Annotated in this window: 17 protein-coding genes and 1 pseudogene; 6 read left to right on the forward strand and 12 right to left on the reverse strand. The window is 65.9% G+C overall.

Annotated elements, in window-relative coordinates; all coding sequences use genetic code 11:
- Position 1: 1 nt before the first annotated feature.
- Positions 2-1,159, forward strand: coding sequence for a cytochrome P450 (locus FPZ54_RS10700; protein WP_145847072.1), 1,158 nt, complete (start codon positions 2-4; stop codon positions 1,157-1,159).
- Here FPZ54_RS10700 and FPZ54_RS20195 read toward each other — a convergent pair.
- From FPZ54_RS20195 to FPZ54_RS10710, 3 genes and pseudogenes are all read right to left on the reverse strand, one after another.
- Positions 1,146-1,532: a cupin domain-containing protein gene (locus FPZ54_RS20195; protein WP_145849728.1), complete on the reverse strand. Its 387-nt coding sequence runs from the start codon at positions 1,530-1,532 to the stop codon at positions 1,146-1,148. The two genes, FPZ54_RS10700 and FPZ54_RS20195, sit on opposite strands and share 14 nt — an antisense overlap.
- Positions 1,524-2,234: pseudogene (locus tag FPZ54_RS20200) on the reverse strand (ThuA domain-containing protein); the annotation flags it as partial. The pseudogene FPZ54_RS20200 and the gene FPZ54_RS20195, both read right to left, overlap by 9 nt.
- 11 nt (positions 2,235-2,245) lie before the next feature.
- Complete coding sequence (locus FPZ54_RS10710) at positions 2,246-3,619, reverse strand: pectate lyase family protein (RefSeq protein ID WP_145847074.1); 1,374 nt, start codon at positions 3,617-3,619, stop codon at positions 2,246-2,248.
- A gap of 251 nt (positions 3,620-3,870) precedes the next feature.
- Here FPZ54_RS10710 and FPZ54_RS10715 point away from each other — a divergent pair, with 251 nt between their 5' ends.
- From FPZ54_RS10715 to FPZ54_RS10725, 3 genes are read left to right on the forward strand one after another with little or no spacing between them, the layout of a single operon-like run.
- The gene (locus FPZ54_RS10715; RefSeq protein ID WP_145847075.1) at positions 3,871-6,690 is read left to right on the forward strand and encodes a TonB-dependent receptor; all 2,820 of its coding nucleotides are present in this window, start codon (positions 3,871-3,873) and stop codon (positions 6,688-6,690) included.
- Positions 6,691-6,704: 14 nt separating this feature from the next.
- Positions 6,705-7,727: an alpha/beta hydrolase gene (locus tag FPZ54_RS10720; RefSeq protein WP_145847077.1), complete on the forward strand. Its 1,023-nt coding sequence runs from the start codon at positions 6,705-6,707 to the stop codon at positions 7,725-7,727.
- Positions 7,728-7,744: 17 nt separating this feature from the next.
- Positions 7,745-9,346 carry a family 43 glycosylhydrolase gene (locus FPZ54_RS10725; RefSeq protein WP_145847079.1) on the forward strand — a complete coding sequence of 534 codons (1,602 nt, stop codon included), beginning with the start codon at positions 7,745-7,747 and terminating at the stop codon, positions 9,344-9,346.
- A 6-nt stretch (positions 9,347-9,352) separates the two neighbouring features.
- On the opposite strand, the gene FPZ54_RS10730 is transcribed toward FPZ54_RS10725, so the two are convergent.
- Genes FPZ54_RS10730 through FPZ54_RS19855 form a run of 4 tightly spaced genes read right to left on the reverse strand, consistent with a single transcriptional unit; the run spans position 9,353 to position 15,496 of the window.
- Positions 9,353-11,149 (reverse strand): amidohydrolase family protein, encoded by a 1,797-nt coding sequence (locus tag FPZ54_RS10730; protein WP_145847080.1) that lies wholly within the window; start codon positions 11,147-11,149, stop codon positions 9,353-9,355.
- Positions 11,146-12,621 (reverse strand): patatin-like phospholipase family protein, encoded by a 1,476-nt coding sequence (locus FPZ54_RS10735; RefSeq protein ID WP_186456735.1) that lies wholly within the window; start codon positions 12,619-12,621, stop codon positions 11,146-11,148. Before FPZ54_RS10735 ends, FPZ54_RS10730 begins: the two co-directional genes overlap by 4 nt.
- Before the next feature lie 59 nt (positions 12,622-12,680).
- On the reverse strand, positions 12,681-13,880 hold the full coding sequence (locus FPZ54_RS10740; RefSeq protein ID WP_145847085.1) for a hypothetical protein: 1,200 nt from the start codon (positions 13,878-13,880) through the stop codon (positions 12,681-12,683).
- Positions 13,880-15,496, reverse strand: coding sequence for a peroxidase family protein (locus tag FPZ54_RS19855; protein WP_186456736.1), 1,617 nt, complete (start codon positions 15,494-15,496; stop codon positions 13,880-13,882). Before FPZ54_RS19855 ends, FPZ54_RS10740 begins: the two co-directional genes overlap by 1 nt.
- Before the next feature lie 153 nt (positions 15,497-15,649).
- On the opposite strand from FPZ54_RS19855, the gene FPZ54_RS19860 reads away from it, so the two are divergent.
- Positions 15,650-17,419, forward strand: coding sequence for a hypothetical protein (locus FPZ54_RS19860; RefSeq protein ID WP_186456737.1), 1,770 nt, complete (start codon positions 15,650-15,652; stop codon positions 17,417-17,419).
- A gap of 186 nt (positions 17,420-17,605) precedes the next feature.
- Positions 17,606-19,279, forward strand: coding sequence for a hypothetical protein (locus FPZ54_RS10755; RefSeq protein ID WP_145847092.1), 1,674 nt, complete (start codon positions 17,606-17,608; stop codon positions 19,277-19,279).
- Here FPZ54_RS10755 and FPZ54_RS10760 read toward each other — a convergent pair.
- The 5 genes from FPZ54_RS10760 to FPZ54_RS10780 form a co-directional block, all read right to left on the reverse strand.
- Positions 19,261-19,716: a hypothetical protein gene (locus FPZ54_RS10760; RefSeq protein ID WP_186456738.1), complete on the reverse strand. Its 456-nt coding sequence runs from the start codon at positions 19,714-19,716 to the stop codon at positions 19,261-19,263. The two genes, FPZ54_RS10755 and FPZ54_RS10760, sit on opposite strands and share 19 nt — an antisense overlap.
- Before the next feature lie 137 nt (positions 19,717-19,853).
- Complete coding sequence (locus tag FPZ54_RS10765) at positions 19,854-21,530, reverse strand: GMC oxidoreductase (RefSeq protein ID WP_145847097.1); 1,677 nt, start codon at positions 21,528-21,530, stop codon at positions 19,854-19,856.
- 22 nt (positions 21,531-21,552) lie between these two features.
- On the reverse strand, positions 21,553-22,392 hold the full coding sequence (locus FPZ54_RS10770; protein WP_145847099.1) for a sugar phosphate isomerase/epimerase family protein: 840 nt from the start codon (positions 22,390-22,392) through the stop codon (positions 21,553-21,555).
- On the reverse strand, positions 22,389-22,949 hold the full coding sequence (locus FPZ54_RS10775; protein WP_145847100.1) for a gluconate 2-dehydrogenase subunit 3 family protein: 561 nt from the start codon (positions 22,947-22,949) through the stop codon (positions 22,389-22,391). The genes FPZ54_RS10770 and FPZ54_RS10775 overlap by 4 nt, the downstream gene beginning before the upstream one ends.
- Entirely contained in the window at positions 22,946-23,767 is an 822-nt protein-coding gene (locus FPZ54_RS10780) for a 3-keto-disaccharide hydrolase (protein WP_239019533.1), read from the reverse strand. The genes FPZ54_RS10775 and FPZ54_RS10780 overlap by 4 nt, the downstream gene beginning before the upstream one ends.
- Positions 23,768-23,772 lie beyond the last annotated feature (5 nt).

The raw sequence follows: 23,772 nt of genomic DNA on the forward strand, positions 1-23,772 counted from the left end.
AATGGCCCCGCCGCTGGGCCGCTGCCCGATCGACCATGCGCGCGACGACCGCAAGTCTGCAAGCGCGGCGCGGGGCGGCCTGCTCGCCGCGCCCGAAGTCAGCGGCTTTGAAGCGGTCCGCGCGGTGCTGCGCGATAGCGATGCGCGCCAGGCGGGGTTCAAGGCCGAAGTGATCCTGCGCTATCGCGGCCGCGCCCGCCCGCCGATCCTGTATCTGCATGGCGAGGCGCATCGCCGCCAGCGCAGCGGCACCGCGCGCTTCTTCACCCCGCGCGTGGTCGAGACCCGTTATCGCGACCTGATGGAGCGGACCAGCGACGCGCTGATCGCGCGCCTGGTGCGCGACGGCGGCGGCGATCTCGACCGGCTGTCGCTCGAAATGGCGGTCACCGTCGCGGCGGAGATCGTCGGCCTGACCGAGAGCGACATTCCGGGCATGAGCCGCCGCCTCGACGCCTTTTTCAGCACGACCTTCCAGACCGGGCGCGGCAAGTTCGCCGAGCTGATGAGCTTCCTGCTCGGCCAGTGGCGGATGCGCCGCTTCTACGCCAGGGATGTGAAGCCTGCGATCGAAGCACGCCGCGCCGCCCCGCGCGAGGATGTGATCTCGCATCTGCTGGGCGAGGGTTACACCCCGCTCGACATCCTGACCGAATGTTTCACCTATGGCGCGGCGGGGATGGTGACGACGCGCGAGTTCATCACCATGGCCGGATGGCATCTGCTCGAACGGCCCGAATTGCGCGCACAATTCCTCGCCGCCGATGGCGAGGGGCAGTTGGTAATCCTTGAGGAAATCCTGCGGCTAGAACCCGTGGTCGGCACGCTCTATCGCCATGTCGGGGGCGGGACCGTCGCGCTCGATATCCGGTCGGCCAATGGCGATTCCGCTGCGGTCGGGGCGTGCCCCTATGCGCTCGACCCCGACCGAACCCGCGCGCCCAAGGTCACCGGGCCGGGCCTGGCGTTCGGCGACGGTGAGCATCGCTGCCCCGGTGCGGGCGTGGCGCTGCACGAATCCGCCGTGTTCCTCGACCGGCTGCTGCGCATCCCCGGCCTGCGGCTCGAGCGCGCGCCGGACGTTGGCTGGAACCCGCTGGTCGCGGGCTATGAGCTGCGCGGGTGCCGCCTCGTTATCGACCCAGTCACTTCACCGTAATCGGGTAGGAGATGACGAGCACCAGCGGGTCCTCGCCGATCTGGCGGATCCCGACCTGCGCGCCGGTATAGAGATAGGCGGTCATGCCCGGCTTCAGCCGCGCGGTGACACCGTCCGACACGACCTCGCCCTCGCCCGAGACGACGGCATAGACCTCGTCATGGTCGATCGGGTGCACGCCGATCGCCGCGCCCTTGTGCAGCGCGCGCTTGCGATATTCCATGGCCCGCCCCGGCACGCCATCGGTGATCCGCCATGCCGTGCTCATCCCGATCTTGCCATGCGGGGGTGGCTCGTCGACGCGCTTTGCCTCTTCATCGACGACCACCATCGGCCGTGCGCCGCGCCCTGAGGCCCAGTCGATCCCGCCCATGACGTGATCGAGCACGCGCGGATCGCTCCATGCTGCCTTGGTGTGGCCAAGACCGGTGTAGAAGACGCGCCCACCCTCGAACGCATGTGCCCAGGCGATCGGGCGCGGATTGATGCCCTTTTCGCCGATCGATGCGGGGTCGAGCGTCAGCAGCGGGCGCAGCCGCGGGTCGAGATCGTCGAACCAATACCATTCGTCGACCAGTTCGGCGGTCGCCGGAAAGTCGCGGATCGACGGATGATCGCCCGGTTCGCGCGTCACTTTCCCCTTCGGCGTACCCGCAGGATGGCGGGCAAAGCGCGCGCCGATCATCCGACCGTACCAGTCCCAGTGATAGTGCGAATCCGCCGCGCCATGCACGCCCACGATCCCGCCCCTGTTGCGGACATAGGCCATCAGCGTCTCGCGCCGGGCGCCGGTGAACCATTCGCTCGCCGGATCTTTGGCGTTGGTGGTAGTCGAAAGCAGCACGATCGCGGCGAAGCGCTTCACCCGGGCGCCATCGTCGAACAGCGCGGCGTCCTCGCTCGCCGCAACGCGATAGCCCTTGGCCTCCGCTGCCTTGGTAATCGCGGCGACCGCAGTTTCGATCGAATCGTGCCGCCAGCCGGTGGTATGGCTGAAGATCAGGATTTCCGGAGAGGGCGGCGGCGTCGCCGCGCCCAGCAGAATCGCCGCCAGCAGCGCCAGGATCGCCCGCATAAACCCTCTCCCTAGTTCCGCATCGCCCGGTCGCGTTCCGACAGGCTTTCCTGGATCGGCCTCTTCTGCCCCGGATAGCGACCCGATTTCGGCTCCATCGTATCGAGGTTCCACTCGGCTTCGACAAATGGCGCGCGCGTTTCCTTCATCTTGGGATAGCCGCCCACTTCCTTCTCGTCATCGATGATCTCGCCGCGTCCCTCTGCGACAAAGAACAGCACGCGGATGTCATGGGCATCGCGGTCCCAGGGGCGGGCTCCGGCATTGGCCAGGACATGCGTCTCGACATCGCGCGACGGCAGTACCGGCAGCCCCTTAGGCCAGATTACAGGGGTCTTCGCCTCGATCAGCTTGGCGCGCGTCTCGCCATAGCGACCGAACATCGGCAGGGGCTTGCCCATCTTGTCCACCGCGATGTTGTCGCGCCCGTGATAGCGCAGGTCGCCATCGCCGCCGAGCATCAGAAAGGGCAGCCCCTCATCGGTCGAGGGTCCGCCGCGCATGACATTGCCCACCGCCGACAATTCGCCCTGCTGATAGGGATAGCCGGCCCATTCGAGCGCCATCAGATTGTAATGCACCGCGCGCTTGCCGGGGTCGTAGATCAGGTTGTTGACCACGGCGGCATGGACCCCGCCCTTCAGCAGCGGGCTGCGCTCGACATTATGGGCATAGACGTTGCGGTAGATCAGGATGCCGGTCGCATTGTCGTGGATCAGCGATCCCTTGCTGTGCTCGCCCTTGGGATGGCTGGCATCGGCCAGACCTTCGGCGAGCAGGTTATAGCTGAAGGTAATGTTGTGGCTGGTCCCCTTGCGCCACTCCGCAACCGTTTCACCGGTGAAGCGCGGGCCGCTGGCCGACAGATTCTCGTCGAGCGCCCAGGTCATGGTGCAATGATCGACGATGACATTGTAGGCGCCGACCGTGGACAGCGCATCGACTTCCCAACCCGAGCGCTTGGCCTGCCCGTCGACCCCGGTCCGGATGCGGATGTGACGCAGGATCACGTCATGCGTCTTCACGTCGAACCCGCCGCGGATCAGCGTGATGCCCGGCGAGGGCGCCGTCTGGCCGGCGATGGTGAGATAGGGTTCGGTGATGTCCCAGCCCTTCAGCCCCATGTCGATCACGCCGCCGACCTCGAATACCACGATGCGCGGCCCCTTGGCCTCGATCGCCGCCTTCAGGCTGCCCGGTCCGTCGCTGTTGAGGTTGGTGACGCGGATGATCCGCCCGCCGCGCCCGCCCTGCGTGGTCGCGGCCCAGCCCTGTGCGCCAGGAAAAGCGGTGGCGGTAACGGGCGCCTCCGGAGCCTTTTGAAGGGTGGGGGATGCGGCCGCCGGGGCGGCCAGCATCAGGGCCAGCGGGAACCAGTTTCGCATAGTCTCTCCTGTCTGCGCCTTCTTGACACGGCGCCAATTCCGGAACAATGTCCTTATGACACCGGTTTCTCTAAGAGACAAATCTGGTGCGCGACCGTGAGAACACGGCAGAAAACGGGGAGGATGGCGCTGAAATTTGCCGCGAATCGCGGCTTCGGCACCTCTCCAGAGAGTGATTCGGCCCGTTGCTTAGCGTTTCGGGCGAGAAAGCTACCGGTGTCATAGGCACCGACTTGAGAGGGGAATATTCGATGCGGTTTACTCTTCGCCGTGGCAGTGCGCGCTTCATGGCCGCCGCCTCCGTCCTAGTCATCGCCACCGCCGCGCAGGCGCAGGATGCACCCGCCGAGCCGACGCCTGCCGAGGGCGAGGAAATCGTCGTCACCGGCTTCCGCGCCTCGCTCGACGCCGCGCTCAACGTGAAGCGCGATTCGGTCGCTGCGGTCGATGCGATCGTCGCCGAGGACATCGCCAAATTCCCCGACCAGAATCTGGCAGAATCGCTCCAGCGCATTCCGGGCATCTCGATCCAGCGTGACGGCGGCGAAGGGCGCGCGATCACCGTGCGCGGTCTGGGTTCGCAATTCACCCGCGTCCGCGTCAACGGGCTGGAGACGATCACCACCAGCCATGACGGCGCCTCGTCCAACCGCGACCGCGCGTTCGACTTCAACGTCTTTGCGTCGGAACTGTTCAGTTCGATCGTCGTCCACAAGACCGCGTCGGCGGATCTGGACGAAGGGTCGCTGGGCGCGGTGGTCGATCTCAACACCGGCAACCCGCTGGCGGGCAAGCAGGGCCTGACCTTCGCCGCGTCGGCGCAGGGCAGCTATAACGACCTCGCCGAAACCTGGGGGCCGCGCTTTGCCGGGCTGATCGGCTGGAAGTCACCCGATGGCAGCTTCGGCGCCTCCGTCTCGGCCGCCTATCAGAAGACGACCACGCGCGAGATCGGCAACAACACTGTCCGCTGGGCACAGGCGCGCTTCGATTCGGTCGATGGGACCCCGTGCTGGACCACCGCAAACCGCGGCGGCACCTATATCCCGAGCGCAGTGTGCGACCAGGCCGCCACTGCCTTCCATCCCCGCATCCCCCGCTATGGCGAGATCAGCCATTATCGCGAGCGACTGGGGCTGACCGGCAGCGTGCAATGGTCACCGAGCGACGCGACCAAGGTGTCGATCGACGGTCTTTATTCAAAATTCTCGGCGGACCGTCGGGAGAAGTGGGGTGAGGTGCTGTTGCGCTCAAACGAACGCTCGATCGATGTCGTCGACCCTGTCTATGACGGCGACGGCAACATGATCAGCGCGACGCTGAACGACGCCTGGGTCCGCACCGAACATTATCTCAAGCAGACGCAGACCGAATTCTACCAGATCGGCGGCAGCTGGGATCAGGATATTGGCGACAATTTCCGCTTCACCCTGCTGGGCGGTTATTCGCGCTCGAATGCCGATGTTCCGGTCGAGACGACGATCGTGTTCGATGATCGCGATGCCCAGAACTACAGCTACGACTATACCAACATGCAGTTCCCGACGCTGACCTTCGGGACCGATCCGACCAATCCGGCGAATTTCCAGCTCGCCGAGATCCGCGACCGCCCGTCGAACGTGCTGAACCAGTTCCGCACCGCGCAGCTGCGCACCGAGTGGGACGTGACCGAGAATTTCACGGTCAAGACGGGCGCGGTGTGGCGCCGGTATAACTACGATATCAACGCCTTCACCCGCGATACGGCGGTGTGCGGCAACGGCGGCACCGATCTGGTGCTGGGCACGATCACCTGCTCGGCAAACACGGTATTCGGCCCGACGGCGGTCTATGGCTTCCAGGTCACCCCGGCGCTGTCCGAGATATTCAACCTCAACGGATCGGGCGCCCCGGCAGGTACCAGCACGTCGTGGGTGATCCCCAACCTCGACGCGGCGGCCGCCTATACCGGCCTCTACGATCGCGCTTTGCGCGTCGACACCGGCAACAATCGCGGTGTCGAGGAAGAGACCAAGGGCGCCTATCTCCAGTTCGATGCCAAGGGCGCGCTGTTTGGCCTCGATTACGCGCTCAATGCGGGTATCCGTTATGTCCGCACCGACCAGTCCTCCTATGGCATCAACAGCGGCGTCGTGGTGACCGTGGAACGCGATTATGAGGACTGGCTGCCCTCCTTCAACCTCGCGCTGTATCCGACCAACGACATCATCATCCGTGGCGCAATCGCCAAGGTGATGACCCGTCCTTCGCTCGGTAATCTGACGCCGGGCGGTTCGGCAGACGGGTTCAACTATCGCGTGACCAGTGGCAATCCGTTCCTCGACCCGTTCCGCGCCACCAATTTCGACGTCGCGCTCGAATGGTATTTCGCGCCGCAGTCAATCGCCTCGGTCGCACTGTTCAAGAAGGACGTAGCGAGCTTCCCGGTCGGCATCACCCGCACCGGCACCTTCACCGAAACCGGCCTATCGCCGTCGGTGCTGGTCCCCTCCTCGCCCGCCGCGCTCGACCCGTCGCTGCAATCGCAGCCGATCTGGACGATCGCGACCACCGGCAACGGCACCGGCGCTTCGCTGGAGGGCATCGAACTTGCGCTCCAGGCACCGTTCACCTTCCTGCCGGGCTTCCTTTCGAACTTCGGCGGCATCGTGAATGCGACCTTCGTCGACAGCTCTGCAACCTATACCCAGCAAGGTCCAGCGGTCACTCCGGGCGGCGGGCTGCAGGCCGTCACGCTTGAGAACACGCTCTACGGCCTCTCGAAGACCCAATATAACGCGACGCTCTATTACGAGGACAGCAAGTTCAGCGCGCGCGCATCGGTCTCCTATCGCGGCCCGTTCACCGATGCGGGTTCGGGCACCGGCAACATCTTTGAGGGCTATTCGGCAATCACCAATGTCGATGCCTCGGTGCGTTACAAGGTGACCGACTATCTGGAACTGTCGGTCGAGGGCACGAACCTGACCGATGCCTATCGCGAACGCTGGGTCGATATCGGCACGCGCCGCAACTATGAAAACAACCATTTCGGCCGCACGATCCTGGTGGGTGCGCGGATCAAGATGTGAGGACGCAGGAACGCATGACCGACCGAATCGAGACTCTCCTTCAGCCCGGTCGGCGTGCGTTTCTTGCAACCGTTGGCGGCGGCGCGGTACTGGTCGCGTCCGCCGCCACCGCGCAGACGGCCCCGCCCTCTACCGGACAGCCGGGACCGGCGGGGCTTCCGGATCCCGTCGAAACGATCGATCTTTGGCCGAACGGCGCACCGGGTCTGCCTGTGTCCCCGCCGGTCGAAACCGTCATTGAGCGCAGCACCGACCGCGACCTGACCGACCGCGCGGTGCTGGGTATCACCCGTCCGCGCATGGTCGTTTTCCGTCCGAACCGCCCAAATGGTGCGGCGGTGATGATCACCCCCGGCGGCGGCTATCGCCACATCGTCATCGACAAAGAGGGGTATGAGATGGGCCGCTGGCTGTCCGCCCGCGGCTTCACCGTCTTCGTCCTCTTCTACCGCCTGCCAGGCGAAGGCTGGGCCGCGGGACCCAATGTGGCGCTGGCCGATGCGCAGCGTGCGATGCGGCTGATCCGTCACCGGGCTCGCGACTATGGCATCGATCCGCAGCGGGTTGCCGCGATGGGATTTTCGGCGGGCGGTCATCTCTGCGCCGATCTGCTCACCCGCTTCGACGCGGGCGTGTATGCTCCCGTCGATGCCGCCGACCGCCAACCCGCGCGGCCCGTCGCCGCAGCGCCCATCTATCCGGTTATCAGCATGACCGCGCCGAATGCCCATCCCGGATCGCGCACGCTGCTGATCGGCGCGAGCGCGGATGCCGCACTGGAACGGGCGCATTCGCCCCACCTCAACGTCCCGGCCAATGCCCCGCCAGTCTTCCTGCTTCACGCCGAGGATGACGATGTCGTCCCGGTCGAGAATGCCCTGCGGCTGCGCGCGGCGTTGCGGGCAAAGGGCGTACCGGTGGAAACCCATCTCTTCGCCCATGGCGGCCATGGCTTTGGCCTGCGCAAGACGCTGGGCAAGCCCGTCGCCGCCTGGCCCGACCTGTTCCTCGCCTGGGCGGGCGGACTCCTCGTTTGAACAAAAAGGAAATCGTCATGCGTATGAACCGCCGCGACCTTATCGGCGCAGCCTCACTCGGCAGCGCGATTAGCGTGGCACCCGGCGCATTCGCCGCGACGCAGACGTCCGCAACCGGCCCCGCGCCCGACTGGAAGCGCGGCTTCGACAATCAGCGTGTCCCCGACCTTGGCGACGGGCGCTTCCTCAACCCGCTGATGGCGGGCGACCATCCCGATCCGACGATCCTCAAGGACGGGGAGGATTATTACATGACCTTCTCGACCTTCGACTCATACCCCGGCCTCGTCATCTGGCACGCGCGCGACCTCATCAACTGGCAGCCGGTCGGCGCGGCGCTGACGAAGACTATCGGATCGGTCTGGGCGCCGGAGCTGTGCAAGCATGAGGGGCGCTATTTCCTCTACATTCCGACCAAGGGGCCGAACACCAGCTGGGTGATCTGGGCCGACCGGATCGAGGGGCCGTGGAGCGATCCGATCGATTTGGGCCTCCCAAACCATATCGATCCCGGCCATGCGGTGGGGGAGGATGGGTCGCGCTGGCTGTTCCTGTCGGGCGGCGACCGGGTGCGCCTGTCCGATGATGGACTCCGCCGCATCGGCGAGCCCGAACATGTCTATGACCCGTGGCGCTATCCCCGGGACTGGATCGTCGAGGGGTTCGCGCCTGAAGGGCCGAAAATCACCCGTCACAATGGCTGGTTCTACATGATTACCGCAGTGGGAGGCACGGCCGGTCCGCCGACCGGACATATGGTCATTGCCGCGCGCTCGAAATCGATCCACGGGCCGTGGGAGAATTGCCCCCACAACCCGCTGGTCCGCACGACCTCCCTGCGGGAAAAATGGTGGTCGCGTGGCCATGCGACGCTGGTCGAAGGACCGGGGGGCGACTGGTGGAGCGTCTATCACGGCTATGAGAACGGCTATTGGACGCTGGGGCGTCAGACATTGCTCGATCCGGTCGAGTGGACCGACGACGGCTGGTTTCGCATGAAGGGCGGCGATCTGTCGCAGCCGATTGCCAAGCCCAAAGGCGGCGAAAAGACCGGCCCGCACGGCATGGCCCTGTCGGACGATTTCGCGACCCTCGCGCTCGGCACCAAATGGAATTTCTTCCGCCCCGCGCCCGACGAACGCAGCCGCGCCCGCGTCGCAAACAATGTCCTGCACCTCGACGCGCGCGGCACCGCGCCGTCCAGTTCATCGCCGCTGCTGCTGATCGCGGGGGACCCCGGCTATCGCTTCGAATGCGATATCGAGATCGGGCCAGGCGGCACTGCGGGCCTGATCCTCTTCTACGACGACAAGCTCTATTGCGGGCTCGGCTTTGACGGCGAGCGCTTCGTCACCCACCAATACGGCATCGAACGCGCCCGCCCCGCCAATCCCCGTGGGCGCAGGATGCGGATGCGCGTGACCAACGACCGCCACATCGTGACCTATGATACCAGTGGCGATGGCGGAAAGACCTGGCACCGCTTCGATCGGGGCATGGAGGTTTCGGGATATCACCACAATGTTCGCGGCGGCTTTCTGATGCTGCGCCCCGGCCTCTATTCGGCGGGAACGGGAACTGCGAAATTCGCCAATTTCCGGTTCGAGGCGCTGGAATAGGCACGCCTATCCGCTCAGGAACCGCCGCGCATTGTTGACCAGGATATTCTCGACCTGCTCGGACGTATACTCCGCCTTCGCCATCGCGGCGCGCATGACGCTCAGATGTTCGTCATAATCCTTCATCGTTCCGAGCATGATATAGTCGCTGCCATAAGTGATCCGGGTCAAGGCGGGATCCTTCACGCCAAACACCGCGTGGAGCCCTTTGAAGAACTCGACCGCCAGCGCCGGACTCTCGATCAGCTCGGGCATGAAGGCCAGGTCGCCATAGACCGTCGCCTTAAGGGCGGAATTGGTCGGATCGAGCAGCGTCCTGCCCGCATGTAGCGCCCAGACGCATTTGGGTGGGTCCCCGCCTGCCCGCAGAGCGCAGACGAAATCCTCCGCGCTGTTGACCAGATGGCCCAGGCTGATTCGCAGCCTGTGCCGCTCCGCCACGTCGATCCAGAAATGTGGATTGGCGCGCTGGCCGAAATCCGGCCCCGCCTGCATTCCCGGCCCTGCATGGGCCATGACCGGAATGCCCTGCTTCGCGCAGGTCGTGTAGAATTCCTCCAGCGCGGCGTCGATCGCCGATCCGATCTCCTTGCCGCCCCCCTGCCCCGCCAGCGCCGCGCGCCAGCGACGGAAATGCGCGGCCCGATAGCGCGAGCGCGGATCGAAGGCGTCGTTGCGCAGTTCCTTGTTGCCCGAAGGTCGAAAGCCCATCGGCGGATAGAGTTTGAACCCGGCCACCTTGTCGCGGCCCAGCGCCAGCATCGCATCGAGCGCACGGGGCAGGCCCGCCTTCGCTTCAAGCGCGTGTTTGAGCGGGCAGAACCCGGCAAAGGTCACGATCTCCACCCCCGGGCGGCGCCGACCGCCCGTGCGATATTTGCCGGCGAGCGCATGGGCGACCGCGACCTGCTCGACATGCGCCGATCCCCGACGCGGCGGAACGCCCAGCCACGCATCATAATCGACCAGATGATTGAGGATCAGCGTCGGCTGCTCGCGCTGCCCCGCGGCCAGCGCAAGATATTTGGTCAGATGATGCTCGCGAGATTTGAGCATCAGATAGCCCCAGCCGAAATAACGGATGATCGCTCCGATCGACCTGCTGAACCCGGTATCGGAACAGCCGCTGTCACAGCGCACGCCGCCAGACTTTTTGATACTGGCGCCGCCATCGAACAGCTTCGTCCCTGGGGGCGGAAGGTCGCTATTCTCGGCCCGGCGCGCCAGATCGGCGAAGGCGCGCTGAATTTCCGCCTTTGCGACGGGCGCGCCAGGCCCCTCGCCCATCCGTTTGCGCACCTTGTCGAGCGAGGTTCCGCGCGAATCGGCGACGACCGCCTCGATCAATTCGGCATAGGCCGCGTCGCGTTCGCCTTCGTTCGCGAACAAGGGCAACTCCGCATTCGCGTCCTTCTCCGCGCCGGGATCGCGTGTCGCCCAATAGGCGATATCCGCGCCGAACGTCTCGGGGCTCAGCGTCCCGACGCTTTTGGCCAAGGCCGCGCCCCCCTCGATCCGGCGACGCTCCGCCGTCGCGGAATCGGCGAATTTCTGCACGCCGCGCAGCAGATAATCCACGATCGCCTTGAGGAAGGGCGGCGCATCTCCCTGGCCGAACAGTATCTCGACCATGAACATGCCGATCGGCAGGTCGTGCGCGTTGAACAGATGGACATGCGTGTCGGCATAGGCGCGACGCGCCGACGGCTTCTTCCCGAGCGCCGCCGGTCCGCAGGATGCCAGCAGGGGGAGCGCGGCGCCCGTGGCGAGAACGGCGCGGCGATCGACGAGGGGCGGGATCATTGGCCGGACTCCGCCCTGGGCTTCAGGTCGAGCTCGGACAGGCGAATCCAGTTGCCCTTGGCACCATGCTCCCGGCCGTAGCGCATCAGGCAACCCATGAAGCTGGGGGAGAACATCGCCTCGGGCGGGTTCTTCACGCACGGCCTGGTTTCTACGACCTCGTCGGGCGTCCGGGACCGCGGCGGTGACGACCCTATCTCGCCGTCCGTTTCCGGCTTGCGATCGAACCCATCGGCGGTGCGTAGCCAGATATACCCTTTAGGGTGGGCAAGCCGTAGGTCCGCGATCGACTGCACCTCCAGCTGGTTGACTAAAATGGTCTGCGCGCGCAACGCCGTGTCGAGCGCGTTACCCTTGCGGTCGAAGGCTGCATCCTCATGCTTGCGGATCAGCACCGTTGGGCCGTTGCGGAGCACATAGAGTGCGGGAAGCTCGGCATTCGTGAGGCTTTTCAACGCGACGCGGTCCTTGTCGCTGCTGTTTAGCTGCGCCTTGATCTCCTGCTCCCGCCTCTCCTTCATCAGCGTGACGACCCGATCGACCCGTTCGGCGGCATTCGCCTCGAACACCGACTGACGGACCCCGCCGTCATAATAGGTCTTCCAGTCCGCGCCCGAACCGATGCGAACCTGCTGAAAGAAGACGGGCATCGCCGCCGAAGCGAGCGCCGCACCGGCAATGCACTGCCTTGCCCTCTTCAATGCGCCGGGTGGACCGGGATTTCGACCGTCAGGATACGCAATTCGGGCGATTTCGGTGATATTCGAATAATAGAAGACCCCATCGCTGGCGCCGACATAGCCCACCAGCACTTCGGTAGTGCTGTTGGCGAGATGACGGATCAACGGGCACTCGGTCGCGCTGTCGCACAGTCGCCCATAAATGCGGTCGCGCAGTGGCGTAAGTCCGGCGAAGGAGCCGCTGATCACGGCCCAGCCCTTCCATCCGTGGCGATAGACGATCTCGCGCTCGGCGGCGGGGCGATAGCTTGCCATCAAAAGGCCGGTGAGCTTCTTGCGCTCCTGCGGACCAAGATCCGAATCGTTCAATGCCCCCACGAACAGCGCCTGGAGCGCCCCCGTACTGACCCCGGTGACCCGTTCGAAATCGGGCATCTTGCCGCCCTCTTCCAGCGCGGCGAGGAATCCGGCGCCGTAGGCGCCCCATTGGCCCCCCCCGGACAGCAACAGGCTGTGGCGAGGTTCCCCCCCGGCGGTCACGAACGCATTCACCAGCGCGGCCTCTTCTGCGACCTGCGCGGCGGATTTCGACGCGAGCGACGTTCCGTCCTCACGTTTCACGCTCAGAGTTTCGGCGACCGGCTTTCCGCTCTGGATATCCTGTACCAGTTGAGATGGTTCAAGCGCGGTCCGCTTGAGGTCTGCCTCCGCGCATTCGATGTCCAGCGTCCCGCGCGTCGCACAAGCGGGCAGCAGCGCGGCGGCACCCAGCAGGCCTATCCATTTCAGCATCGTCTTTCCCCCTTGAATCCATCTCGCCATGCGCCCGCGCGGCAGGCAAGCGCTTACGGTCATTGCGCGGTCGAAGTGGTCCAGTCACAGCTGGGCGCATCCGTGCGCCCCGCATGAATCGCATTGAGATTGGTCAGGGCAGTGCGACAGACGATCACGCCGCCGCCACGTACCGATCCGTCCGCTGGATTGAACAACCGCCAGCTGACCACCAGCCCGCCGGTAATCCCGACCGCAGGCGCGCCAAGCGCCGTCCAGAGGTTCGCGCGTTTCAACAGCGTCCCCCCGGCCTGGCTCACATTCAGTCGCAACGCGAGCAACCCGGCGTCGTGCTTGGTCAGCGTTTCAGCGATCGCCGCTGCGGCCAACTCACTACTTCCACCCTCGCGCGGCGCGCTGACGCGCACGGAAAAGGCATCGGCGCGCGCCACCATCGCATCGAGCGCGGCGAGCTTGGGCGCCGCCGCCTTCTTTTCTGCATCGGTCGTCGCCCCGGCAGCGACTTGACTGCGGCAAAGTGCTGTCTGTTCACGCTGCAGAAGCAACGCATCGAACGCCTTGACCACGGCGCCGTCCGCTGCCGCAAGAGCCACTTCCCGGGGCATCACCCACTGAATCTTATCCGTCCGCTTTCCGACGACCGCATCGATCAGCGGCGCTTCCGCTGCGGCCACCGTGAAGCCGCTGATTTCGGTATCCGTGCGCAGCAGCGAGAGCGCCGCGCCGATGATGGCGGGCACGGGCAACCCCGCAGATTTCCCTGACTCGACCAGAACCTCAGTCGTACTGCAATAGCTTTGTGCGACGCCTTCCAGCGCCTGAGTGATGGCCTGCATTTCGCGTGTGACGGCAACCGCCGCCGACAAATCGAGTCTCTCGGTGGCGCCGAGCAGCGTTATCTTGCGCGGCTTGGCGTCGGCCTTCGCCCCGTCCTGCTGTGCCGTCACAGCCGCGACCGCCTTTTCACCAATCTGCGCGGCCGCCTCGTCCACCGCGCGGCTGGCGAGCATCCAGCCCTCCAGCTTGCCCGCATCGGCACCCAGCGTCGTCTTGCCCTCGGCCTTGGAAAAGCCAAGGGCATCGATCTGCGCCTGCATCACTTCCTTTTCGAGCTTGCCCTGCTCCAGCCGGAGCTTCGCGAACTCAAGGTCGAGCTTCGCGCGTTCGAGCGCGGCGGCGTCGGTCCCGCCATCGGTCTGCGCCTGGGCGGCACTCGTCAGCATCAACGCCATGACGGCGCCCATCAGGGTCCGGCGCATCACAACACTCCCGCAAAGGCCAGCATGGCCTGAAAACTGTCGATCGGTGCGTCGAGCCCCGCATCGGCCGGATGCCAGCGGGCGCCACCCGCGCCCGCGTGCCAGTAGCTTTCGGGGTCGACCACGAGCAGCCCGACCAATGTCTCCGCGACGATCAGCGAGCCGAGCGGACCGAGCCGCTTGCCCCCGCCGCGTTTCTCCGCCTCGGCCAAGATGTAGAACCAGAGCGGCGTCGTCTCCGCCAAGCCATGCTGTTCCAGCGCGACGCCGCCGGGAACCGAGACGAGTTCGGCGTGCGCCAGCGGCGCGATGTCCACACCCTGCGCCGCCAGCTGCGCGGCGATCGCCTGCGCGGTCGGAACGTTGAGCACGTAGCTGCGCCGCAGATTGCGCTGCGCCAGCGAGCGCAGATGCGGCAGATCCTCATTGACCAGATCGCCCAGCGCCGGGGCGAGCGCGGCGTCAATCGCCAGTGCCTGAAGATTGGCGGGCTGGTCGTCGATGAAATTGTTCCAGTCGATCACCCAGATATCGGGCAGCACCTCCGGCCCGCCCAGCCCGCCGCGCCCGGTGAACTGGAACAGCTGGTTGAGCGAGGCGCGCGGGAAATCTGCGTTGAAGACATAGCCCGGGCGGATCATCGAATGGCCGAAGCGGAATGCCGCGACGCTGAATTCGATCGGCATCGGCGCATGATCGCCCGACGCCCCGCCATGTCCGGTCGCGAAGTCGCGATAGCGTTGCGCCCCGCCCGCAAGTACCGCATCGAGCATGGCCGGATCGCAGATCGCGCGCAGATAGCGTTCGACCACCAGCCATTGATAATGCCATTGCACCAGTTGGCGCGCGCGGGCGAAGCGTTCGTCGTCGCTGCCCGCGAGCCGGTCCGCGATCGCATTGTGGAAGCGCAGAAAGGCGAGGTGCAGCTGCGCCACCACCAGATTCTCGTCGTTGCGCCCATCGGCGATGAACGCCATGCGACGCGGGTCGACCGGCCCGAAATCGCTGTGCATCGCGCTGGTGTCGGGAAGCTCGTCGGCGCGCACGACCCCGGCATCGACCATCGCGCCGAAGCGCGGCAAATCATTGGGCGCGCCGCCATCGGTCTGCCCGATCCGCATCTGCGCGCCGTCGCGCAGCTTGGCATCGATCGCCATGCCGTCGCCATAGACGCTGTCGAGCCGCAGCGTGCCGCGCCGCAGATTGCCCAGCTGGGCGCGCACGTCGCTGCGCGCATTGAGCGTGAGTTGCGGCGTGCCGATCGCGAAGCGGGGCAGCGATGCCGGGTCGCGGTCGGTGTTGGCGGTGATGTCGTGATCGACGAACTGGCCGAAATAGGTGAGGATCGCGGCAAGGCCCGATGGTCCAGGCAGACCAGCCCCGGCCGTCATCCCCGCGCCGACCGCGCCCAGCGCGTCGAACGGATTGGCGATCCGGGAGATCCCCGCGACATCGAACAGATAGCCGAACGCATCGGCTCCGGAGGCCCCGCGGGCAGTCATCCGATCGCGCGACCCGGCATAGGCGAGGACGGCGGAGGCGGGCGCCCGCTCGCTCGTCGCCGCGGCGGGCGGGATCGGCCCGGCATTCTGTCCATGGTTCAACGAACTCAACATCGCGGCGTCTCCCTGCTCACATGCAGCCCTTGTCCGCGCTGACCGCGCGCAACGCGCGGAAGAAGCGTCGCAGAAGCGTGAAAAACGGTTCATTCGCGCGCGCTTGGTGATAAGGATCGTGGTCTTGATGCTGTCCATCCTGGGGGATGATCGATGGACGGAGGCGCTCGGTTTTCGTTGAAGCTCGTGGGGCCATTCGGCTTTTTCACGCCTGCGGGCGTGCGGATGGAGATCAGCAGCAAGAAGGCCATCGCCCTGCTTGCCCTGCTCGCCGTCGCGCCCGATGGCGAGCGCACCCGGGTGTGGCTCTATTCGATGCTCTGGGGATCGCGCGACACGCCCCAGGCCCAGTCGAGCCTGCGCCGCGAGCTTTCGACGCTCCACCAGTTGCTGGAGGCGCATGACGCGGGCGACCTTCTGACGCGCTCGACGCAGCGTATCCGGCTCGACCTCGACCGGATCGACATCGACCTGCTGTCGCTGGCGATGGGGGCGACCGCGCGAGCGGGGGACGAGCGCAGCGATTTCCTGGAAGGGATCGACCTGCGCGGCTGCGACGAGTTCGAGGATTGGCTGCGCGATCAGCGGGCACGGCTGGACGCGCTCCGCCAGGTGGCGTTCCCCCAGGCGGCGACCCCACTGGCCGATGCGCATAGCGTGTTCGGCGCGCCATTGCCCCCGCAATCCGAACTGCTCGGCGCCCACCCGCCCCGGCTCCCGCCCAAGCCGTCGGTCGCCGTGCTCCCCTTCATCCATCTCGGCCGCCCGGAAGAGGCCAACTGGCTGGGCCAGGGGATCGCGCATGAGGTGGGCATGACCCTGACCCAGTTTCCCCAGCTGTTCGTCGTTTCGACCAGTTCGGCGGCGGTGCTCGTCCAGCGGCGACTGACCCATGTCGAGATCGCCCGTCAGCTCGGTGTCCGCTATCTGCTCGACGGCACGATCCGCGAGGCGGGCGACCGGCTGCGCACCTCGGTCAGCCTGCTCGACGGGCAGAGCGGGCTTCAGGTTTGGAGCTGGAGCACCGAAGGGCGCCGCGACGACCTGTTTTCGCTTCAGGAGGCGGTAGCGACGATGGCCGCGCCGCAGATATGGACCCAGATCGATCTTGCCGAACGTCACCGCATCCTGCGCCAGCCGCAACTCGGCCATGACAGCTACGAACTCTATTGGCGCGCCAATGCGCTGTTCCGTAGCTGGGAGCGCGAACCCGTGCTCGAAGCGCTGCGGCTGACCGACGCGCTGACGGCCACCGATCCGGCCTGTCCGCTCTCCGCCGGGCTTGCGGCCTTTTGCAACGGGGTCGCCTTCGCCTTTCGCTGGACCGGCGATCCAGCCGCGACCCGGCGGCGGGCGATCATCCAGTATCAGAATGCGCTGCGCCATGGCGCCGACAATGTCGAATCGCTCGGCTATGTCGCGGGGACGCTGATCAGCATCGGCGGCGACCTGGCGCTGGCCGACCGGATCATCGCCCATGCCCTGTCGCTGCTACCTGCGCACCAGCCGACCCTGTTCTGGGGCGGCTGGGTCGATATCGCCACCGGCCGCGCGGCGCGGGCGCGCGAGCGGCTGGAACTCGCGCTCCGGATCAACCCGGCATCGGGGGTGCGCGCCTATGCGCTGACCGGCATCGGCATCGCCAATCTGTTCGAGGGCGACAATGATGCCGCCTTCGCGATGCTTAGCGAGGCGGCGATCCACATCGCGCATTATCCCGTGACGATCGCCGCGCTCGCGGTGGCGGCGGCGCGGCGGGGCGATTGGGGGACCGCGCGCGACGCGCTGGCGAGGCTGGAGGAAGCGGGTGGGACGGCTGCGGATACGCTGGCGATTTTTCAGGACCCCGGGCTGCGCGCGATGATTCTCGCCGAGCTGAACGGCGTGCAACAACGGGCAGCAGCCAGCGCCGAACGGCGCTAGGTTCGGCTTCAGCTGCGCTGAAACAACTCCAAATTGCGCAAGACCGGCAGGCCGCGCGATCAAAGAGTCCGGCAACCGTTCGAGACTCGTGAAAAGTGAACGATCCTGCCGTGACGGATCAATTCGCAATTGCGCCGGTCCGCGACTTGCCCAACGCTGGTCGCATTGGATCGACGGGAGGGCGGAATGGCGCGCATCACTTACGAAACCCGCAAGGACTGGCAGAACTACCACCTTACGCTCACGAACGATATCGACGATTACGGCATCTTCGATCGCGAGGAGGAAGGATGCTGCGCGAAGGGCTCGCCGCTGAGCGGCCCCGAGCTGTTCCGCGCGACCCGCGGCCCGCTGCACGACTATATCGCCAAGGCCGTGAAAGATCGCGTCGCCGCGGGGATGATCGGCCGCGCGTGGAGCTTCGCGCCGCTGGCCGGAAGCAACCGGCGCGAACTCGACCTGACGGGCCTGCAGGGCTGCACCCGCGCCACCGCCGCCGACCTTCATCCCGATTGCAGCGACGCGCCGGAGGACGTCGCCTTTGTTCGCGGCGGCACGACGCTGCGCTGCCTCGTCGAATGGGCCAAGAACCTGAGCCCGCGGCGCTCGATCATGACCAGCGGCACCCATCTCGGCCCGACGGTCGCGGGCGGGTTCGGCACCGCCAGCCATGGCTCGCGGCTGGGCTTTGGCGGGCTTCAGGACATGGTGATGGGGATGCACCTCATCACGGGGGAGAAGGAATCGGTGTGGATCGAGCCAGCGCGGGCGCCGGTGCTGAGTGGCGCGGCGGCATCCCGCTTCGCGACCCGCATCATCCGCTCCGATGCGATGTTCGACGATGCGCTGATTCATCTGGGCGGCATGGGGATCGTCAACGGCGTCGCGCTGCGGCTCGCGCCTTATCACAGCTACAATGTTCTGGCCGTGGTTCACCCGCTCTGGCCCGACTGGGAAGCGCAGGTCGAACAGGGGCGGTTCCGCGAGATTGCAGCACAGCTCGGCCATGATGACGATCCCGCATTCTACGAAGTGACGATCGATCCGTTCGACAATGACGGCACGCGCGACGCGATCCATCTGATGTACTTCATCGCCCCACCCGGGCTGCTTCCGCCCGATGGCGGCGATGGAACGCCGCTGCCGCACGCGGGAGATTCGATCGCCGGATTCGCGAAGGAGCTTGTGCGACGCAAATCCGAGTCGGAGGCCCATGGTCTGTGGCCGGAAGGCTTTTCGGCGTTCAGCTACTACAAGGGCCTTGTCCGCGAATTCTATGGCGCCTTCACGCTTCCGATCACGCCGGCCTCTCCCGCGCTGGGGTGGGAACATCTGCATCGCGATGTCGTCACCGGGAACGCTCCCGGCGCGCTCTACAATGCCTCTTATGCGATCCGGCGGGACGAGGTGGGCCGGGCACTGCCGCTGATCCTGTCGGCGGCACGCGATCTGGAGCCTGCCTTCCTCAATACGATACGGTTCGTCACCCGCCCGTCCGGCACGCTCGCCTTCACCCGTTTCGAGGAGACTGCGGTGATCGAGATCGACGGATTGTCCGACAATTTGCCGGATGCCCTGCCCGATGAAGTGCCCGATGAAGCGCGCGCTTGGGGCGTATTTACCAAGACCGGCGCGATGAAGATCCGCACGGAATTCGACCTGAACGGCATCGACTATTCGATGCACTGGGCGAAGCTGGGCCAGCTCGACGCGCCCAAGGTCGAACGCGATTTCGGCCCGCGCGACGATCCCGCCTCCCCCATCGGCCGCTGGCGCGCGACCCGCACCGCGCTGCTGGCACCGGAAGCACGCGCGGTGTTCGTCAACGATGCGCTGCGGACCTACAAGCTCGTACCCTGAGCTTCAGAGCGCGACAGCAAGTTCAGCCAGGTCCTGCAGCCCCCCGCTAAGACCGCCGGTCGGAACGGCCGGAACGTCGTCCAGCGCTGCCAGACATCGTCGGCGATCTGACCGCGCGGCAGGCTGTTCAAGAGGCCCTGGACGAAGAAGCGGGTACTGGCGGTGGAAAATAGTTCGTCCTGCTCGCCCCAGCTCGATCGATAGCGCCACCCGAACAGATCGTTTTTCGCGAGTGTCTGGGCTTCGCTGTCGAGTGCCCGGTCCAGGAAATTGAGCCGCTGGTGGGTCGGAAAAGTGAACGTGCCGAGATTGAGACCCGGCGTCGTGTCCGCCGCGAACCGCCCGCCCAGCGATTTGAGCAGACTATAAGCCTCCCCGCGGCGTAACCCGCCTTTCGCCTTGCCCTTCGGCTTGGGCTTGGCGATCGGCAACGTCACGCCGGGAATGGTCGGCTTTTTAACGCCGCATCCGCGCCTCCGCCAACCAAATCAGGTCGCTCATAACAACGCCTCCTCAGCGCCGCGAATGAATCCATCGAACATCCGATCGGCAAGCGATTTAATAGGTGCTGAACCTAGATCGCGCCGGCCTTTAGCTGCCTGACTGCATGATCGGCCGCGCGTGCCGTCAGCGCCATGAAGGTGAGCGAGGGATTGACGCATGACACCGACGCCATTTGCGCGCCGTCGGTCACGAACAGATTTGCAGCGTCGTGGGCTTGGCTCCATTTGTTGAGCACCGCGTGGCGCGGGTCATGGCCCATGCGTGCGCCGCCCATCTCGTGGATCGCGTCGCCCGGCACATGCTCGCCGCGCCAGCTGTGCACGTTGAGCAGGCCCGCCGCCCGCAGCATCTTCTCGCCTTCGGCCCGCGCGTCGTCCATCATGCGAATCTCGTTTTCCCGGAACCGCACGTCGAAGCGCATCAGCGGAACACCGAACCGGTCGACCTTGTCGGCGTGAAGGCTGACGCGATTGTCTTCATAGGGGAGGCATTCGCCGAACGCACCCATGGCGAACTTCCACGGTCCATAGTCGCGCATGCCCTGCTTCATCGACGCGCCAAAGCCCTTGGGCGGGGCCGGCTCGCGCCGTGCGCTGCCCTGATAGCCATAGCCGCGGCGGAAGCCCACGCCTTCCTCGCCGCCGACATTGCGGAAACGCGGGATATAGACCCCGCCCGGCCGCCGGCCATATTCGATGAATTCGCTGAACCCCGGGATGTCGCCCGCCGCGCCGACGCGGAAGATATGGTCCATGACATAGCGGCCGAGCGTGCCGCTGCTGTCGAAATGGCTCTTGCCGCTGCCCGGCGCGCGCGAGTTCATCAGGATCTGGTTCGACGCCATCGCCGAGGCACAGAGGAACACCATCCGCGCCGGGATCACCTCGACCTGTTTGGTCTTGGCATCGACGACGCGCACGCCGGTCACGCGGCGGCGCGGCGCGTCATAGTCGAGGCTGGTGACCACCGAGTCCGGACGCAGCGTCAGCCGCCCCGTTGCGCGCGCGGCCGGCAGCGTCACAGCCTGGGTCGAGAAATAGGCGCCGAACGAGCAGCCGCGACCGCACTGGTTGCGATACTGGCATTTGCTGCGACCCTGATCGGGCTTGTCCTCGGTCAAGTTCGACAGGCGCGAGGGGATCAGCTTGCGCCCCGGCGAACTGGCTTCGAGCTTTTCCTTCAGCCATTTCTCCGCGACGTTCATCTGCATCGGCGGCTGGAAGAGGCTGTCGGGGAGCTGCGGCAGGTTTTCGCGCGAGCCCGATACGCCGACCACCTTTTCGACATAGTCATACCAGGGGGCGAGGTCATCATAGCCGATCGGCCATTCGCCATCGATCCCCTCGCGCTTGTTCGCCTCGAAATCCTCCGGGCTCCAGCGAAAGCTCCAGCGCCCCCAGATCAGCGACTTGCCGCCGAACGCGCCCGGGCGGATCCAGTAGAATTTGTCGCCCTCGCCATAGGCATAGGGGTTGAGCCGGTCGTTATTGTAGAATTTTTGCGAAGAGGGCGCGATGTAGCCGTTCTTCGCGATGAAATAATCGCTGTCGATCAGATGCTTGGGCATCATGTCGCGCGCGGGGATCTCATATGCGGGCTTGCCGTCATAATCGTAATCCTGGCCGTGCTCGACCATGACGCCACGGTCGAGCATCAGCACGCGCAGGCCCTTTTCGGTCAGTTCCTTTGCCGCCCATCCGCCGCTCACCCCAGAGCCGATGACGATCGCGTCGAACATGTCGGCCATGCCGATCCCCCATTAAATCCGGTTACGCGCCGATCCGGCGCAGATGGTCGAAGCTTGCCTTGATGTCGGGCAGGTAGGGCGCAGGGGCCTGATCATTCTCGACATAGAGATGCTTGACGCCCGCCTGCGCGTTGAGCGTGAAGATATCCGCGAAATCGATCGTGCCGGCCCCGACGCTGGCCATCTTGCCGTCGGCGGTGCGATCCTTGACGTGATAGGCGTAGATGCGTCCGGGCAGGCGGGCGATCAGCGCCTTGGGATCCTCGCCCGCAGCGATCGCCCAGAACAGGTCGAGCTCGATCCCGACCAGCGCGGGATCGGCGTCCGCAACCAGCATGTCGAAGAGGCTGCGGCCCTCTGCCTTCACGGTAAATTCGAAATCGTGGTTGTGATAGGCGAAGCCCAGTCCCGCCTCCTTGAACTGCCCCGCCCAGCGGTTGAAATCGCCGATCGCGCGCTTGAACACCTGCGGGTCGCGCATCTCCGGAGTCAGCCACGGCAGGACGACCGTGTCGGCGCCCAGCGTCTTCGCCATCCGGACCACGGCGCCGAGATCGGCGGCCATCGCGTCGTACCCGACATGGATTGACGGGCTGACCAGGTCGAGCCGGTCCATCGCCTTGCGCAAGGCGGCGTGGTCCATCTTGTCATAGCCGCCGCCGCCATATTCGACCTCGCGATAGCCGATCGCCGCCACCTTCTCGAGCGTACCGATCGGGTCGGGAGCGAAGAGCTCGCGTACGGTATAGAGCTGCAAGCCGATCGGTCGCTTGGGCGTCCCGCGCGCCATCAGCGGTGCTGCGGCGAGGGTGGTGGCGAGCGCGGCACCGCCCGCCAGCCATTGGCGTCGGTCGATCTTCATGAGGAAAACACCTTCGTGCCGGGGGAATAGGGGTGCGCGCCATCATATCGCCCCGGCACGGGCAGATAGTCGCGCTCCTGCGTGAGGCCGACTTCCGACGTGAAATAGCCGGTTATGACGAGCTGGCGAAATTTGTCGAAAAAGCTCAGGCCGCCTGGCAACTTGTCCTCCATCGCCAGCGTCAGCAGCGCATCCTGCTGCTCGGGCGACGCCTTGACCGCGGCCAGCTGGTAATCTGCCTGGCTGCGTGCCTCGATCGCATCGAGCCCGGCAAGGATCGGCTTGCGCTCATCGGGCATCGCCCAATCGGCGAGCATCTTTTCGATGAACTCCGGCACGCCCGCCGCAATCGCGCCCGGAGTGTCGGTGGTCGGCATGATGCGTTCGCTGAGCGCGCTCATCAGCGCGCGCTGCTCCGCGCTGAATACCGGCGCGCTCGGCGGGCCGTCGCTGATCGGCGTCACCTGCGCCGCCGCTGCACGCGCGATCGGCGCGAACAGCGCGGTGCCGAACATCGCCGCCATCCCGGCGAGCGCGTCGCGTCGGTCAAGTCTCATTTCTTCTCATCCTGCTGATCGTGACTCGCCGCGGCTTCCGGAAGCGGGCGCACCCAGATGTTGCGGAACGACACCGGCGAATTGTGATCCTGCAGCTGGATCGGCGCGGCATCGCCATGTGCCTCGTACTTCGCGATCTGCCGCCACACGGTGGTGCCCAGCCAGGGCTGGCGGTTCTGGACCAGCACGCCGTTCAGGAAGGCGGTGATATAGGCCGGGCGCAGCAGCTTGCCGTCGGCGGCGAAGCGCGGGCGCTCGAAGACGATGTCGTAGCTCTGCCATTCGCCCGGCTTCCGCGACGGGTTCACCAGCGGCGGCGTGCTGCCATAGATCGCGCCGACCGTGCCATCGGCATAGGTCGGGTTGTTGTAGCCGTCGAGGATCTGGATCTCGTAGCGCTGCATGAACCAGATGCCGCTGTTGCCCCGATCCTGCGAGCTTTTCTCGGGCGGGTTCGGCGAGCGGAATTCGAGATGCAACTGGACGTCGCCAAAGCTCGCCTTGCTGATCAGTGCGTTCTCGCCGCCGCCCGCGCGCGGGCGCGACGTGACTGCGCCATCGGCGACCGTCCATGGCGTCTGCTGGGCCTGCCAGGCGTCGAGCGAGGCGCCGTCGAACAGAATGACAGCGTCGGACGGCGCGCCGCCGGGTTGCGCCGCCGGGGTCACGACGGTCGGGTGAGGCCGATCGGCGTCATGCACCTTCCAGCGGGTGCCGGGGATGGTCGGGGTGTCGCGGAAGCCGGGCTTGTCCTGCGCCGGGGCCGATTCGCTCGCCGCGGTCAATGCCAGTGCCGCAATCGGCAGAGTGAGTTTCACATGCT

Origin of the sequence: Sphingomonas suaedae, from assembly GCF_007833215.1 — a bacterium.
In the GTDB taxonomy this organism is placed as follows: domain Bacteria; phylum Pseudomonadota; class Alphaproteobacteria; order Sphingomonadales; family Sphingomonadaceae; genus Sphingomonas; species Sphingomonas suaedae.

Bases quoted from the DNA above. Each gene is read 5' to 3' on its own strand.
- FPZ54_RS10710 (WP_145847074.1), bottom strand. From the start codon at position 3,619: ATGCGAAACTGGTTCCCGCTGGCCCTGATGCTGGCCGCCCCGGCGGCC.
- FPZ54_RS10735 (WP_186456735.1), bottom strand. From the start codon at position 12,621: ATGCTGAAATGGATAGGCCTGCTGGGTGCCGCCGCGCTGCTGCCCGCT.
- FPZ54_RS10770 (WP_145847099.1), bottom strand. From the start codon at position 22,392: ATGAAGATCGACCGACGCCAATGGCTGGCGGGCGGTGCCGCGCTCGCC.
- FPZ54_RS10765 (WP_145847097.1), bottom strand. From the start codon at position 21,530: ATGGCCGACATGTTCGACGCGATCGTCATCGGCTCTGGGGTGAGCGGC.
- FPZ54_RS10720 (WP_145847077.1), top strand. From the start codon at position 6,705: ATGACCGACCGAATCGAGACTCTCCTTCAGCCCGGTCGGCGTGCGTTT.
- FPZ54_RS10730 (WP_145847080.1), bottom strand. From the start codon at position 11,149: ATGATCCCGCCCCTCGTCGATCGCCGCGCCGTTCTCGCCACGGGCGCC.
- FPZ54_RS19855 (WP_186456736.1), bottom strand. From the start codon at position 15,496: ATGTTGAGTTCGTTGAACCATGGACAGAATGCCGGGCCGATCCCGCCC.
- FPZ54_RS19860 (WP_186456737.1), top strand. From the start codon at position 15,650: ATGGACGGAGGCGCTCGGTTTTCGTTGAAGCTCGTGGGGCCATTCGGC.
- FPZ54_RS10715 (WP_145847075.1), top strand. From the start codon at position 3,871: ATGCGGTTTACTCTTCGCCGTGGCAGTGCGCGCTTCATGGCCGCCGCC.
- FPZ54_RS10700 (WP_145847072.1), top strand. From the start codon at position 2: ATGGCCCCGCCGCTGGGCCGCTGCCCGATCGACCATGCGCGCGACGAC.
- FPZ54_RS20195 (WP_145849728.1), bottom strand. From the start codon at position 1,532: ATGGGCGGGATCGACTGGGCCTCAGGGCGCGGCGCACGGCCGATGGTG.
- FPZ54_RS10740 (WP_145847085.1), bottom strand. From the start codon at position 13,880: ATGCGCCGGACCCTGATGGGCGCCGTCATGGCGTTGATGCTGACGAGT.
- FPZ54_RS10775 (WP_145847100.1), bottom strand. From the start codon at position 22,949: ATGAGACTTGACCGACGCGACGCGCTCGCCGGGATGGCGGCGATGTTC.
- FPZ54_RS10755 (WP_145847092.1), top strand. From the start codon at position 17,606: ATGGCGCGCATCACTTACGAAACCCGCAAGGACTGGCAGAACTACCAC.
- FPZ54_RS10725 (WP_145847079.1), top strand. From the start codon at position 7,745: ATGCGTATGAACCGCCGCGACCTTATCGGCGCAGCCTCACTCGGCAGC.